The organism is Clostridium lundense DSM 17049 (assembly GCF_000619945.1).
GTDB lineage: Bacteria > Bacillota > Clostridia > Clostridiales > Clostridiaceae > Clostridium_AO > Clostridium_AO lundense.
Map to the genome: position 1 here is coordinate 108,234 of NZ_JHVC01000001.1, position 14,784 is coordinate 123,017.

At 30.0% G+C, this 14,784-nt stretch carries 13 protein-coding genes; 11 read left to right on the plus strand and 2 right to left on the minus strand.

Annotated elements, in window-relative coordinates:
- Positions 1-171 precede the first annotated feature (171 nt).
- From T514_RS0100565 to T514_RS0100610, 10 genes are all read left to right on the plus strand, one after another.
- A complete protein-coding gene (locus T514_RS0100565; RefSeq protein ID WP_027622991.1) occupies positions 172-837 on the plus strand; it encodes an amino acid ABC transporter permease in 666 nt (221 codons plus the stop codon).
- Entirely contained in the window at positions 818-1,495 is a 678-nt protein-coding gene (locus T514_RS0100570; RefSeq protein WP_027622992.1) for an amino acid ABC transporter permease, read from the plus strand. The genes T514_RS0100565 and T514_RS0100570 overlap by 20 nt, the downstream gene beginning before the upstream one ends.
- 11 nt (positions 1,496-1,506) lie before the next feature.
- Positions 1,507-2,256: an amino acid ABC transporter ATP-binding protein gene (locus tag T514_RS0100575; protein ID WP_027622993.1), complete on the plus strand. Its 750-nt coding sequence runs from the start codon at positions 1,507-1,509 to the stop codon at positions 2,254-2,256.
- A gap of 27 nt (positions 2,257-2,283) precedes the next feature.
- The gene (locus T514_RS0100580) at positions 2,284-3,156 is read left to right on the plus strand and encodes a cysteine ABC transporter substrate-binding protein (protein ID WP_027622994.1); all 873 of its coding nucleotides are present in this window, start codon (positions 2,284-2,286) and stop codon (positions 3,154-3,156) included.
- Positions 3,157-3,330: 174 nt separating this feature from the next.
- On the plus strand, positions 3,331-4,071 hold the full coding sequence (locus T514_RS0100585) for an FMN-binding protein (RefSeq protein ID WP_027622995.1): 741 nt from the start codon (positions 3,331-3,333) through the stop codon (positions 4,069-4,071).
- A gap of 255 nt (positions 4,072-4,326) precedes the next feature.
- The gene (locus tag T514_RS0100590; RefSeq protein WP_027622996.1) at positions 4,327-5,628 is read left to right on the plus strand and encodes an efflux RND transporter periplasmic adaptor subunit; all 1,302 of its coding nucleotides are present in this window, start codon (positions 4,327-4,329) and stop codon (positions 5,626-5,628) included.
- A 335-nt stretch (positions 5,629-5,963) separates the two neighbouring features.
- A complete protein-coding gene (locus tag T514_RS0100595) occupies positions 5,964-6,680 on the plus strand; it encodes an ABC transporter ATP-binding protein (protein ID WP_027622997.1) in 717 nt (238 codons plus the stop codon).
- On the plus strand, positions 6,677-7,849 hold the full coding sequence (locus T514_RS0100600) for an ABC transporter permease (protein WP_027622998.1): 1,173 nt from the start codon (positions 6,677-6,679) through the stop codon (positions 7,847-7,849). Before T514_RS0100595 ends, T514_RS0100600 begins: the two co-directional genes overlap by 4 nt.
- Before the next feature lie 201 nt (positions 7,850-8,050).
- The gene (locus T514_RS0100605) at positions 8,051-8,737 is read left to right on the plus strand and encodes a response regulator transcription factor (RefSeq protein ID WP_027622999.1); all 687 of its coding nucleotides are present in this window, start codon (positions 8,051-8,053) and stop codon (positions 8,735-8,737) included.
- Positions 8,724-10,229 (plus strand): HAMP domain-containing sensor histidine kinase, encoded by a 1,506-nt coding sequence (locus tag T514_RS0100610; RefSeq protein ID WP_034867975.1) that lies wholly within the window; start codon positions 8,724-8,726, stop codon positions 10,227-10,229. The genes T514_RS0100605 and T514_RS0100610 overlap by 14 nt, the downstream gene beginning before the upstream one ends.
- 172 nt (positions 10,230-10,401) lie before the next feature.
- Here the strand turns inward: T514_RS0100610 and T514_RS0100615 are convergent, their stop codons facing one another.
- Both T514_RS0100615 and T514_RS0100620 read right to left on the minus strand, forming a co-directional pair.
- Complete coding sequence (locus tag T514_RS0100615; RefSeq protein WP_027623001.1) at positions 10,402-12,339, minus strand: ATP-binding protein; 1,938 nt, start codon at positions 12,337-12,339, stop codon at positions 10,402-10,404.
- 151 nt (positions 12,340-12,490) lie between these two features.
- Positions 12,491-13,813 (minus strand): nucleoside recognition domain-containing protein, encoded by a 1,323-nt coding sequence (locus tag T514_RS0100620; RefSeq protein ID WP_051541662.1) that lies wholly within the window; start codon positions 13,811-13,813, stop codon positions 12,491-12,493.
- A 203-nt stretch (positions 13,814-14,016) separates the two neighbouring features.
- Here T514_RS0100620 and T514_RS0100625 point away from each other — a divergent pair, with 203 nt between their 5' ends.
- Positions 14,017-14,718 (plus strand): response regulator transcription factor, encoded by a 702-nt coding sequence (locus T514_RS0100625; RefSeq protein ID WP_051541664.1) that lies wholly within the window; start codon positions 14,017-14,019, stop codon positions 14,716-14,718.
- The last annotated feature ends 66 nt before the right edge of the window (positions 14,719-14,784 follow it).

Genomic DNA, 14,784 nt, shown 5'->3' on the forward strand with positions numbered 1-14,784 from the left:
AGATACAGTGTATATAATTTATGACATGATACATAAAGCCTAGTAAACATATAGGTATAATTATTATATTAAAACATACTAATCCTATATGAATAGTTAAGTAACTGTTAAATGGACATTTATATATAAAATTAAGGATATTGATTACATAAAGAATGGGAGGGATAGTACATGAATATGGATTGGCAGTTTATAATAAAAAGCCTACCATTGTATGAAAAGGCAACATGGCTGACATTAAAACTTGCTTTCATAAGTATATTACTTTCACTATTAATTGGGCTATTATGTAGTGTAGTGATGTATTTTAAGATAAAAATCATTAAAACTATTACACAAGGGTATATAGAACTTTCACGTAACACACCTTTATTAATACAACTATATTTTTTATATTATGGTTTTACTAAATTAGGTATAAAAATGAGTGAAAGCACTTGTGCTATAATTGGATTATCTTTTTTAGGTGGTAGTTATATGGCTGAAGCATTTAGGAGTGGAATAGAAGCTGTAAACAAATCACAAATAGAATCTGGTCTTAGCATTGGGCTTTCAAAAGTTCAACTCGCCAGATATGTAATAATACCACAAGCTTTTTCAGTAAGTTTACCATCCTTAGGAGCAAATTGTATATTCTTGCTAAAGGAGACTTCTATAGTTGGAGCTATAGCATTAATAGATCTTATGAATGTAGCAAAAGATTTAATAGGTATGTATTATAAAACATTTGAATCATTGTCTATGTTAGTAGTTGCTTACCTAATTATACTTTTGCCGATATCAATATTTTTGTCCTGGTTAGAGAGGAGGGTACGATATGCAGAGTTTGGGAATTAATGTACTCTTTGAAGGAACAAATATGCAAAGATTATTTAAAGGTTTAATGGTAACATCAGAGATTGCATTTGTTTCTATTGCTATAGGATCTTTACTAGGAGTAATAGTAGGTCTTTTAAGAACATTGAAATCAAAATTTATAGGACTTATTTTTCGTTTATATTTAGAAGCTTTTAGAATAATACCAATTTTAGTATGGCTTTACATTGTATATTTTGGAGTTACACCTTTGTTAAATAGAGAAATTAGTGGGGAACTGGTTTCTATTATAGTATTTAGTCTTTGGGGAGCTGCAGAGATTGGTGATATTGTAAGAGGTGCTCTGGAATCATTGCCAAAGCATCAAATAGAATCTGGAAAGGCAATTGGGCTTAGTTTTTGGCAGCTATATATATATATTCTTATACCACAAGCTATAAGGAGAATGTTACCTGGTGCCATTAATTTAGCCACAAGAATGGTAAAAACAACTTCTCTTGTAGTTTTAATAGGAGTTATAGATGTGATAAAAGTGGGACAGCAGATTATAGAACTTTCACTTTTTAAAGTGTCAACTGCACCATTTTGGGTATATGGTTTTATATTTATACTATATTTTATAGTATGCTATCCACTATCAATGATTTCTAAAAGATTAGAGACTAAATGGAATAGTTAGGAGTGATTATTATAAATAAGGAAAACAAATCTACAGTACTTGAAATAAATGATTTATATAAAGAATATGAAGGAAAACAAGTATTACACAACATTAATTTAAGTATAAACAAAGGAGAAGTTGTTGTTATATTAGGACCATCTGGCTGTGGGAAAAGCACTTTATTAAGATGCATTAATGGACTTGAGAAAATTCAAGGGGGAGATATAAAATATCGCAATAAAAGTCTTATGGGAAATAGTGTGAATTGGCAAGAAATACGTCAACATATAGGTATGGTATTTCAGAACTATGAACTTTTTCCTCATATGACGGTTATTGAAAATATATTATTAGGGCCTATAAAAGTACAAAAAAGGGATAGAGAGGAAGTGCTAAAGCAGGCTGAACAGTTATTAGATAGAGTTGGATTGCTTAACCGTAAAGATGATTACCCTAGGCAGCTTTCAGGAGGACAGAAACAGAGAATAGCTATTGTAAGAGCCTTATGTATGAACCCAGAGATAATTTTATTTGATGAAGTTACAGCATCACTTGATCCTGAAATGGTAAGAGAGGTTTTAGATGTTATGTTAGGGCTTGCAAAACAAGGTATGACAATGGTAATAGTAACTCATGAAATGGCTTTTGCAAAAGCTGTTGGAGATAAAATAGTTTTTATGGATGGAGGAAGCATACAGGAGATATCCAAACCAGACGAGTTTTTTACAAAACCAAAAACAGAACGTGCTCAGCACTTTCTAGATATATTTCAATATTGAGTTTTTAATAAGAAAGGGTGGTAAATAATGAAGAGTGTAAAAAAGATATTGGCTACTTTAGTAGTTGGAAGTTTATTATTAGTGGGGTTAGTAGGATGTGGCAATTCAGGAGAAAGTAAAAATAATGTATCTAAATCTACTACAGGTAATTCCATTGAAGAAATTAAAAAAAGAGGAGTTATTAAAATAGGTGTATTTGCGGACAAGCCTCCTTTTGGGTATGTAGATTCAAATGGTAAGAATCAGGGGTATGATGTTTATATTGCTAAAAGATTTGCAAAGGATCTTTTGGGAGATGAATCAAAGGTTCAATTTGTATTAGTTGATGCCGCAAGTAGAGTGGCATATTTAGAATCAAAAAAGGTTGATATAATAATGGCAAACTTTACAGTTACAGATGAAAGAAAAGAAAAGGTAGACTTTGCAAATCCTTATATGAAGCTTTCTTTAGGAATAGTATCACCAAAAAATGAAAAAATTACATCCATAGATCAATTAAAAGGTAAAAAAGTTATTGTTGCAAAAGGAACAACAGCAGAAACTTATTTTACAAAAAATTATCCTGATATAGAATTATTAAAGTTTGATCAATATACAGAAATATTTGGGGCATTAAAAGATAAACGTGGTGCAGCTATAGCTAATGATAATACAGAGTTAATTGCATGGGCAAAATCAAATCCTGAATTTGTTGTGGGTATGCCTACAGTTGGAGGACAAGATACAATAGCACCAGCTGTAGCAAAGGGTAATAAAGAGTTACTTAACTGGATTAATAGTGAAATTGAAACTCTTGGAAAAGAAAATTTTATGCATAAAGCATATGAAGAAACATTAAAAAATGTGTATGGAGAAAACTTTGAAAATGATCTTGTAGTTGAAGGAGGAAAATTGAAATAATTTTTAAATTAAGTCTTGCTAGCAAAATAGCAGGGCTTTTTTACTATGAAGTTATAGAGATATTAATAATTTGTTTACAACATCGTCACCTTATGAACAACTAAAAAGGGTAACATAGGTGTATCTTTGGTAGCCATGACATATATTAAATGCATAAAAAGAGGAGATAAGCATATGGAGGAATTTTTAAATATTGGATTTGCAAGAATTAGCACTTATATAGTTGTAATACTTTTACTTATATATTTTTTAAGAGTGATAAACCAAAAAGTTTTTTCAAACAAAAATGAAATGTTAAAGCTTACTAATTGGGTGTTGAGGGGTTACCATAAAACATTAGGAATAACTTTGATATTTACAGGACTTATTCATGGCGTTTTTTCATCAGAATCTGTACGAACTATTAATTTAGGAACTATAAGTTGGGCACTAAGTATAATTCTTGGTCTGAATTTTATGTTTAGAAAATATTTTAAGAAAAAGAGTTGGATATATTATCACAGAATTTTAACAGTTTTATTTGTAGCTGTACTAGCAGTTCATATTTTAACTGTAAAAATACAAGGAGAAAATAAAAATATAGTAAGAGAAAATAATTCGGGAGCATATACATCTGATTATAATAACACTCAGAGTACAGGTAAATATAAAGATGGGGTTTATGAAGGAGATGGGAATGGATATAGACCTGGCATAAAAGTAAATGTGACAATTAAGGACAATAAAATTACAGATATAAGCATAATTAGTAATAATGAAACTCCTAGATTTTTTAATAGGGTAGAATCAATATTACCAGAAGAAATTATACAAAATCAATCAACAAATATAGATGGGGTTTCAGGGGCTACAAGAAGCTCAAATGGTATTAAAGAAGCAGTTAATGATGCACTTTTAAAGGCTTGTATAAAATAGGATAATTAAAAGCTTCAGATGGATGAAATAAACGTCCAACTGAAGCTTTTAAGTGCTTATTAACAAATACATTAGCATATAGTTTACACTTGTAATTTAGAAATTGTGGTAAGTGGTAAACATCGGATAAAATGGATTAATAGTTTGTTCATAATCCTGTAACTGTCCTGTCACGGAAAATATGTAATATATGATTAATCTTAAAAGAAATAAGAAAAAACAGTTTTATTCATAATATTAATTGGAGGTAAAAATATGAAAAGTAAGCTAATCAAAGGAATAATTATATGTTTAGTGGTTGTTGGCATTGGAGTGGGCGGATACTATGGATATAGAAAATATGCAAGCAGCAAAGTTACTGCATCAGCTGTTTCATATATGAAAGTTAGCGCAAAGAATATGGATATGAAAGTAAATGTTCAAGGAACAGGAAGTGCTTTTGCAACAGTGTCTAAAGACATAATCACAAATAATAATGGAACTATAAAAGATTTAAATGTAAATGTAGGAGATAAAGTTAAAAAAGGGGATAAACTGTTTTTTGTAGATAGTGATCAGCTTACACAAAATCTTAGTAAGGCAGAAAGCAACTTAGAAAAACAAAAACTTCAATTATCTAAAGCTAAAACTAGTGACGATATTGCAATGCAAAACTTAGCCATAGATGATGCTCAAAATGAAGTGAATTATGCAATGGATGCAATAAATAAAATGACAGTAACTTCTCCTATAGATGGAGTTGTAGTAGCTAAAAATAATGTTAATGGTGATACCGCTCAATCTGGCAAAGCTATCTTAACAGTAGCAGATACTACCTCAATGAAAATAAAGGTAGCAGTAGATGAGCTTGATATTGATAAGGTAAAGCTAGGACAAAAAGCTGAAATTAAGTTTGATGCTATAAAAGATAAGGTATTTGAAGGAACAGTAGAGTATATTTCACAGGTAGGTAATAGCAGTAACAATGTAACTACCTATGATGTAACTGTAGGCATAAAAGATCCTACTAATATAAAAATTGGTATGAATGCAAATGTAAATATTTTAGTTCAAAGTAAAGCAAATGCATTGGTAATACCTGCAGAAGCGTTAATCGAAAAAAACGGAAATAAATATGTAATGGTAGCAAGTGGAAGCAATGGCACTGATAATTCTAAAGCTAGTGACAGTAATTCAAGCAATGTAGGATTCCAAAATTCACAGTCTAATGGAGAAGCAGGAACAAATAGAAGACAATCTGGATCAGGGGCACAGGGAGCGTACGGACAAGCATCAGGAAGCGGTAGAAACTCCTCTAGATTTATGACATCAGGTGGTGGCAAACTAGTGCAAATTAAAACTGGATTAGAAAATGAAAATTATATCGAAGTATTAGAAGGAGTTACAGAAGGAGAACAGCTTTTAGTTCAGCTGCCACAAGCTAGTTCAACAAATACTATGAATAATAGAAGTAACTTTGGTGGAGGCCTTGGAGGAAGCTTCGGCGGAGGATTGAATGGAGCTGGAGCAGGAATGGGATCAGGCAGAACTCAAAGATCCAATAATAGCGAAAAATAAAGGACTGTGGTTTTTTATCAAGTGATTCTTAGACTCAGGTGGAGTTTGCTTATGAGGAATACCTCTCTCCATCTGAGTTTTAGAAGAACTTATCCAGGGGCGTATCAGCCGTTATGCATAGCATAAGAATGAAGCTCAAGAGTTCTAATATCTCCTACCTAAAGAAAAGCAGAAAACCAAAATCTTTGATTTTGTGTGAATGGCTTTCGCTTAAGTGTGATGGGAGTGTTATGGATGGTAGCCATCGGACAAAGGGTTAGAATGAAAAGTAAATAACAATAACCTGACATAACTTTTTATTCACAACTTTTAAAAATTACATGGAGGAAAATTATATGGAGCGTTGTTTAGATAGAAAAGAAGTAATTAGTATGAAAAATATAAGCAAAATTTATAAAATGGGAAATAGTGATTACAAAGCTTTGGAAGATGTAAATTTAACTATTAAAAGTGGAGAATATGTGGCTATTGTTGGACCCTCAGGGGCAGGTAAGTCTACTCTTATGAATATTATTGGATGCCTTGATACTGCTACTAATGGAGAATATATATTAGATGGAGTTAACACAAAGTGTAGTGATGCTAAGTTGGCAGAAATAAGAAACAGTAAGATAGGATTTATATTTCAAAATTATAATCTTCTTCCAAAGTTAAATATATTAGAAAATGTTGAATTACCACTATGTTATTTGGGACTTCCTAATGATAAAATTAGAGAAAAGGCTTTAGAGTCTCTTAAAAAAGTAGGACTAGATACTCATATAAAACATAAACCTACTGAATTATCAGGAGGACAAAAGCAGAGAGTAGCTATAGCTAGGGCTTTGGCTACAGAACCACAAATGATTTTAGCTGATGAACCAACTGGTGCATTGGACAGTAAAACAGGAAGAGAAGTTTTGAATATGCTAAAGGATTTAAACAAAGAAGGAAATACAATAGTTATGATTACTCATGATAAGGATATAGCAGCTGAAGCGGATCGTATCATTACTATAAAGGATGGAAGAATTCTATCGGACAGCTCTATGGATAAAGGGGTGATGGTATGAAGCTAAGGAAACTCTTTAAAATGGCACTTTCTTCTGTTTGGAATAATAAGATGAGATCTTTTTTAACTATGTTAGGTATAATTATAGGTATATCCTCGGTAATTGTATTGGTTGGAATAGGAGAGGGTACCAAAGCACAAGTAACAGCTCAAATAGAAAAATTAGGTACAAATCTTATAACCGTAAGTATTACAGGAAATAAAACTAAGTCAATTTCAGATGAGGAGTTAAATGAATTAAAAACTAAACCTGGTATTAAGGAAATTTCACCTTCATTATCTGGAGGAAATGTAAATGTTAAAGCAGGAGATAAGTCATCCACAACAACTTTGGAAGGAACTACTCCAAACTATTTAGAAATTAGGAAAATGAGCATAAGTTCCGGAAGATTTATAAATAATAGGGATATAGAAAACAGATTTAAAGTTGCTGTAATTGGTGTGGAAACTGCAAATAATATTTTTGGAACTACCAATGTAGTAGGTAAAAACATGTATGTTAATGGCATAGAATTTACTGTTGTAGGGGTATTACAATCTCAAGGAAGTTCATCAGCAGGATCTAGCGATGATAAGATAATATTGCCTATATCCACAGCTCAAAGGCTTTTAAAAACTACAGAGATAAAAACTTTCTATATTGAGGCAGAAAGCAAAGATAAAGTTAGTGAAGCTATGTCATATTTACAGTTATTTTTAAATAAAAAATACGATAATAATACAAGAAACTATAGAATTTTTGATCAAACAAGCCTACTACAAACTGCAAATTCAACCACTGAAAGCTTGACTACTATGCTTGGGGGAATTGCAGCTATATCTCTAATTGTAGGAGGTATAGGTATTATGAATATTATGCTTGTATCTGTAATAGAAAGAACTAGGGAAATAGGAATTAGAAAAGCTATTGGAGCTAAAAGAAGTAGTATACTTTTGCAGTTCTTAATTGAAGCAGGAAGCATAAGTAGTTTAGGTGGAGTTTTGGGAGTACTTTTAGGGTTTTTAGCAGCTTTTATTGCTCAAAATATGTTTAAAATGACTATTGTAATTTCTAATAATGTAGTTATAGGATCATTTATATTCTCAGTGTTAGTAGGTTTAGTATTTGGCATATATCCAGCAAACAAAGCATCTAAATTAAATCCAATAGATGCCTTAAGATTTGAATAAACAGAGTTCTTGGCTTCAGAAGGAGTTTTTACTCCTACTGAAGCTTTAGAAATCGTTATCCAGGGACGTAGCCGCTCTTTACTTCCACTTTAAGGAAGATGGAAGTATTAGAGCGGGTAGTCATCGGATAAAAAAACATGAGTTCAGGTGGAGTATTACTTCATCTGAACTTTGTTGCAATTTTTGGTAGGGGGTAAAACTATGAAAGAAAAAATTTTAATAGTAGATGATGAGGAAAGAATGAGAAAGCTTATAGGGGCGTACTTAAAAAAAGAGGGATATGAAACGGTAGAGGCTGAAAATGGTGAAGAAGCTCTTAAAATTTTTAAAAGTGAAGGAATACACTTAATAATACTAGATGTTATGATGCCTGTTATGGACGGTTGGACAGCGTGTAGAGAAATAAGAAAGATTTCATCAAATGTACCCATAATGTTTTTAACTGCAAAGGGAGAGGACGAGGATGAACTTTTAGGTTATGAGTTAGGTACAGACCAATATGTTACAAAGCCTTTTGATATAAGAATACTCATAGCAAAGGCTAAAACCTTGATTAATAGAGTTTACAATTCTGAACCTGAAAAAAAGAAGGAGTTTTATTTTAATGGATTACATATTGATGAATTGGCACATAAGGTGACTTTAGATGAAACTACTTTAAATTTGTCGCCCAAAGAATATGAATTATTATTATACTTTGTAATTAATAATGGTATTGTTTTGACTAGAGAAAAGATACTTGACTATATTTGGGGAATGGACTTTGATGGAGATTATAGAACAGTAGATACTCACATAAAAAGGCTTAGAGAAAAACTTGGTGAAAAAGCTTATTTAATATCTACTATAAGAGGAGTTGGTTATAAGTTTGAAGATGAAGATAAATAAGAAAAAAAGTATAACAAAAAAACTTTTTATTATAACCGCTGCTATGTTTGCACTTTTCATAGGTATTACATTGATAATTCAAACTGTATTTTTTGAAAAATTTTATGTAAGTAAGAAAAGATCGTCATTGCAAAGTAATGTTGAGAAGTTTAAACAAGAATATAATAAGGCTGCTAATAATGAAAAAGTTATTGAGCTTATAGAAGAATATGAAGGAACTTATAATATGAAGATTGTAATACTAAATGGGGCTAATGAATTAAGTTTAATAACAAAGCCTAATAGAAATAAATTAGATATAGCAAAGCTAAGAGAAGTTACAGAATTTATAAACCAATGGACTGAACGTACTAACAATGCTAATTTAGAAAGTTTTAAAAAAAGGGGAGAAACTGTAAATATAATAACACAAAAAAGAAAAGATAGACCGGGGAATATAACTGTTATTTCTCCTAATAGCAAAAGAAATGAAATAATTTTTGCAGTTACTTCTCTTCAACCTATAAATGAAGCTGTGTCCGTTATAGAGGAAATGTATAAATATTTCTCTATTGGAGCAGTTTTCTTTATAATAATTTTGGCATTTATATATTCAAATATGATAACAAAACCTCTTATAAAGATTAATAGAGTTGCAACCAAAATGTCTAAATTAGATTTTTCAGAAAAATGCACTATAAAAAGTGAAGATGAAATAGGAAATATGGCTTTATCTTTAAACTTTTTATCAGAAAATCTTAATGAGGCACTTACATCATTAAAAGAGGCTAATTCAAAGTTAGAAGAAGATATAGAGAAAGAAAGAAAACTAGAAAAAATAAGAAGAGAATTTGTTGCTGCAGTCTCTCATGAATTAAAAACTCCTATAAGCCTTATAGATGGTTATGCTATGGGATTAAAAGATAATATCTTTGAAGAGGAAGAAAAAGATTATTATTTAGATATAATAATAGATGAAGGAAAAAAGATGGCCAATTTGGTAAATGATATGCTTGATTTATCAAATTTAGAGTCTGGTAGTTTTAATCTTACCAGAGAAGAATTTGATATATGTAATCTTATAAAATTTACTCTTAAAAAATATAGAAACATTATAGAAGAAAAGACAGTTAAAATTGAATTGAATTTATTAGAGCAGACAATGGTTTATGCTGATTGGAATAGAATGGAACAGGTTATTACTAATTTTATTACCAATGCTTTAAGACATGTAAATGAAAATGGAACTATATATGTTAGCATGATTAACAAGGATGATAAAACTTCCATAGAAATTGAGAATACTGGATCAACTATACCAAAAGAAGAACTATCTAAAATATGGGATAAGTTTTATAAAGTTGATAAATCCAGAAATAGAAAACTAGGGGGAACAGGCTTAGGTCTCTCTATAGTTAAAAACATCCTTACTGCTCACAATTATTCTTTTGGAGTAGAGAACACAGAAAGGGGAGTAAAGTTTTATTTTGTAGTGAAAAAGATTTTGAAATAATGTTGAAAAAAATATGCACAGACAAGGAAATTTTTCTCTTTATCTGTGCTATGTTAATTTTATTTTAAAATCAAGAATAGTGGTGATAATTGAAAACTAAAGTCCTAGAGTGGTTATAATTATATTGGTTCACATTTGGAGTTCTTAATGCAATTACAACTAAACTTAAGAATTATTTGATGGACGATTGAAGTTTCCTCTTATATTTTTCATCACAATCATCTAACTTAATAGAAAACCAAAATACACTACCTTTACCAACTTCAGATTTAGCATTAAGTTCACCACCATGAGCTTCAACTATGGATTTTGAAATAAAAAGGCCAAGACCATAGCCTTTTTGCTTTAAGTTCATTCCTCTGTAAAACATGGTGTATATTTTCTTCATATCATCTTCACTTATACCAATTCCTTCATCTTCTACTGTAAATGTTATCATACTACATTGCTGAGTTATGTGTATAGTTACTAATGATCCCTGTTTTGAATATTTAACAGCATTACTAATAAGATTGCTCCAAACTCTTTTAATTTTGACTTTATCAATATTAAGCATTCCACCTTTAATATCTGTATAGCTTTCAAAATTCAAATTTTTGTTTTCCACATATTCTTTAGCATTTGTGGTAAGTTCTATGACGAAGTTCTTCAAATCAATTTTTTCTTTGTATAGTTTCATATCTTTATTTGCTTCATAGGCAGAATCTAAGACATCATATACAATTCGTTCAATTTCTTTTGTTCTAACATATATTCCGTTAATAAAGCTTTTTTTTACAGATTCATCTTCAATAATCCCTTCTTTAAGTCCCATTGAATATCCCTTTATAACTGTTATTGAATTTTTTAATTCATGGGATAATGTAGAAATAAATTTTCCTGTTCCCATTGATAGATCTTCAATAGTAAGTGCTAGCTGTTCAGAAGACTTAATTAGTTCACTACTTTCTTTTTCAAATTTTTTTAACATAATATAGATTATTCCTTTTACATCTTTAAAGGATTTTTGAAACCTCCCTATTTCATCGTAATCATCATTTTCAATGTTTTTATAACAGTCATTTTTATCAGCCTCTTTAGAATTATTTTTTAGTATTTCTATGGATTCAGATATTGATTTATCTATAATTGAATTACCTTTTGAAATAATATTAAGATATTCAGTCATGGTAACAATAGGAACAGATATCCTCTTAGTTACATATATCCCAATAAACATTGCAAATATAAGAGCGATAACAGTTATTATAAGTACACTATATAGAAATGATTTTGACTCAGAATACATATCTTTTTTGGGAAAAGAAGCGATCAAAATCCAATTTGTATTTTTCATAAGCTTTAGTATTTGAAATTCTTTTTCTTTGTCATTAATACTTACTGTCTGCTTTATTAATTGTTTCTTGTTTTTTTCGAAGTTTTTATGGTCAATATTAAAAGGAAATTCCTTTCCTATTAAGTTCTTATTTGGGTGAGATAAAACTAAATTTTTTGAATCAACAATGGCATAATAACCTTTTTGACCTAGGGTAAGATTTTTTGCAAGTTTTGAAAAATATTCAGCATAAATAGATGTTCCTGCATATCCTAAAAGCTCACCTTTTAAATTTATTATTGGAGATACAGTATTTACAATAAGTTGACCATTTACTTTTCCAATTAAAATATCACTTGTAACTGTGGATTTAGTATTTGCACTTTGTATAAAATAATTTCTATTAGACAAGTCTGTATTTATAGCAGATGGCATAGAGGAAGCAATAATATTTCCATTTTTATTTAAAATAAAGAAATCCATATAATAGCTGTATAGCTTATTTTTTTTATCCATTAGTTCTGATAAATAACAGTTTATATCAAATGATGTTGCTTTGTTTGATATAAAGGCTTCAACTTTTTTATCAAGTGCTAATGCATTTGTTTCAAGTTTGTTTATATTAACAAGTAAATCAATATTCTCCTGCACTCTGTCAAGTTGTGATACCATAAGAGTTTCAGAACCTTTATTAATTATGGATACAGATTTAATATATATTATTGTTCCAAGAGATGCCATTAAAATAAGGATCATGGTACATATAATTAATGTAATTCGTGTTCGTAATTTCATATCAATCCTCCTGAATTTTAAAGTTAAAATTTTATGTAGAGACAGGAAAAGAAAATTCATATTAAAAAAATTAAAGTGCCTACATTGCAAACCTTTGCAATAAAGACACTTTAATTCTATCATAAATTGTAGAAATATTTAATAAATTGTGTTAAAAAAGTAAAAATGCTATAGGAGTTACTAAGATTATAGTAAGTAGTGTTCTTTCAAACCATATAATTACAACATCAGAAAGTTTAAGAGGAATTTCTGTTGACATAATACATGGTATTGAAGCTGAGAAAAATAGTATTGAAGAAATTGATGTAACACCTATTATGAATCTAGTAACTATTGGAGCATCTTTAACAATAAGAGCTGGTAAGAACATCTCGGCGATACCAACAGCTGCAGCTTTTGATGTAAGCATTGCTTCTGGTATTTGAAGAAGTTTTACAAATGGATAGAATATATATCCAAGTACATCAAATATAGGAGTAAATTTTGCAAGAACAAGACCTAAAAGTCCAACAGATAAAATTGATGGAAGTATTCCCATTGTCATTACAATACTGTCTTTAAAATTATCCCATACACATTTGCCTATACTAGGTGAAGCTGAAGCAACTTTTAAACCTTCATTTAAAGCGTTTTCAAAATAATTACTATTAATTTCTGGTTCAGGATCACCAACTTCGGTAATATAGGAATCACTTTTTGTTCTAAGAGGTCTAAGTCTTACTGTTATGGCAGTTACAGCAAAAGTTACCACCAAGGTAACCCAAAAATATGTATTCCACATATTCATAATTCCTAATGTTTTTGCAACTATAATCATAAACGTAGCAGATACTGTTGAAAATCCTGTTGCTATAATACATGCTTCTTTTATTGTATATTTACCTTCTTTAAAAACTCTATTTGTTATGAGCAGTGCTAAAGAATAACTTCCTACAAAGGATGCAACTGCATCAATTGCTGATCTTCCTTGTGTCTTAAATATAGGTTTCATAACAGGTCGCATAAATACTCCAGCAAATTCTAAGAATCCATAACCAACTAAAAAAGCAAGAAATGCTCCTCCTATTGGAATTATTAATCCAAGTGGAATAACAAGTTTATCAAAAAGAAATGGAACCATATCAGCTTGAAACATCCAGCTTGGACCAATCTTGAAATATGCCATAAATCCAATAGCTATACCACAAATTTTTAATATTGAGAAAACAATAGTTACTATATCCTTATTCCAAGTTTTCTTAATAAATGGATATGCAGCACCAAAAACAATCATAATTAGTGCATAAATAGAAGTTAAAGGACCAAGAAGCATTTTAAGACCAGTTACAATATGATCTATAGGAATAGAGGATTGTCCCCACATTTTTAATGGGACAAAGAACATAAAAATACCTATTAAACTGTACCCAATAAATCTTGCAAAGGTACTAGCTGTCTTTAAATTGGTGGACGTATTTTGATTCATATTTTCCATTAGTATCTCCTCCTTGATATTTATTGAATTTTCTTTATTATATACAAAATAAGAGTATTTTTTAACTATTCACACTATTTTGGTTCTTATTTGTCACAGAATTGTCATTATATTTTGGAAATATTATAGATTAATTAATTTTCTTATGTTAAGATTAAATTATAAAATTAAATTATCAAATTATGTCAAAAGGGGCAGAGGTTATGGACAAAGTATTAGTTGTTGATGATGATAAATCCATTGTTCACATGATTTCAGAATTTATGAAGTTATATGGTTTAAAGGTGGTGACTGCATATAGTGGTGAGACTGCAATAAACAAGCTAGATGATTCTATAAGCCTTATTTTACTTGATATAAATATGAATGAACTAAATGGTATTGACCTTTGCAAGATTTTTAGAGAAAGAACTAATATACCAATAGTTTTTTTAACTGCAAATTCATCCCAGTATGATATGGTATTAGGACTTGGTATAGGAGCGGATGATTATATAACAAAACCATTTGATCCAATAGAGCTGGTTGCAAGGGTTAAAGCACATATAAGGCGCTATAACCAATATGGAAATGTAACAAGCAATACCGAAAATGAGGTGATAGAATTTGATAAAATAAAAATTTTCAAGAATTCACATAAAGTTTTAAAGGAGAATTTAGAAATCAATCTTACAGTAACAGAGTATAATCTTTTGATTTACTTTGCTGAAAATGCTGGAAAGGTTCTTTCAAGAAAACAGATATTAAATAATGTGTGGAAAAGTGATATGTATGATGAAAATACAGTTACAACTTATGTGAAAAGGCTTAGAGAGAAGATTGAGGACGATAAGAGAGATCCTAGGCTTATAAAATCAGTTAGAGCTATTGGATATATTTTTGATGGGAAAATAAAAGATGGGTAGCTAGGAGTCAGGTAATAGTTATAAAAAAACAAGAAGTTACTTTCATTTGATAGATTTCAATATATA

Excerpts from the sequence above, each read along its gene's own strand:
- T514_RS0100565 (WP_027622991.1), top strand. The coding sequence starts at position 172 with ATGAATATGGATTGGCAGTTTATAATAAAAAGCCTACCATTGTATGAA.
- T514_RS0100570 (WP_027622992.1), top strand. The coding sequence starts at position 818 with ATGCAGAGTTTGGGAATTAATGTACTCTTTGAAGGAACAAATATGCAA.
- T514_RS0100580 (WP_027622994.1), top strand. The coding sequence starts at position 2,284 with ATGAAGAGTGTAAAAAAGATATTGGCTACTTTAGTAGTTGGAAGTTTA.
- T514_RS0100585 (WP_027622995.1), top strand. The coding sequence starts at position 3,331 with ATGGAGGAATTTTTAAATATTGGATTTGCAAGAATTAGCACTTATATA.
- T514_RS0100590 (WP_027622996.1), top strand. The coding sequence starts at position 4,327 with ATGAAAAGTAAGCTAATCAAAGGAATAATTATATGTTTAGTGGTTGTT.
- T514_RS0100595 (WP_027622997.1), top strand. The coding sequence starts at position 5,964 with ATGGAGCGTTGTTTAGATAGAAAAGAAGTAATTAGTATGAAAAATATA.
- T514_RS0100600 (WP_027622998.1), top strand. The coding sequence starts at position 6,677 with ATGAAGCTAAGGAAACTCTTTAAAATGGCACTTTCTTCTGTTTGGAAT.
- T514_RS0100605 (WP_027622999.1), top strand. The coding sequence starts at position 8,051 with ATGAAAGAAAAAATTTTAATAGTAGATGATGAGGAAAGAATGAGAAAG.
- T514_RS0100610 (WP_034867975.1), top strand. The coding sequence starts at position 8,724 with ATGAAGATAAATAAGAAAAAAAGTATAACAAAAAAACTTTTTATTATA.
- T514_RS0100615 (WP_027623001.1), bottom strand. The coding sequence starts at position 12,339 with ATGAAATTACGAACACGAATTACATTAATTATATGTACCATGATCCTT.
- T514_RS0100620 (WP_051541662.1), bottom strand. The coding sequence starts at position 13,813 with ATGGAAAATATGAATCAAAATACGTCCACCAATTTAAAGACAGCTAGT.
- T514_RS0100625 (WP_051541664.1), top strand. The coding sequence starts at position 14,017 with ATGGACAAAGTATTAGTTGTTGATGATGATAAATCCATTGTTCACATG.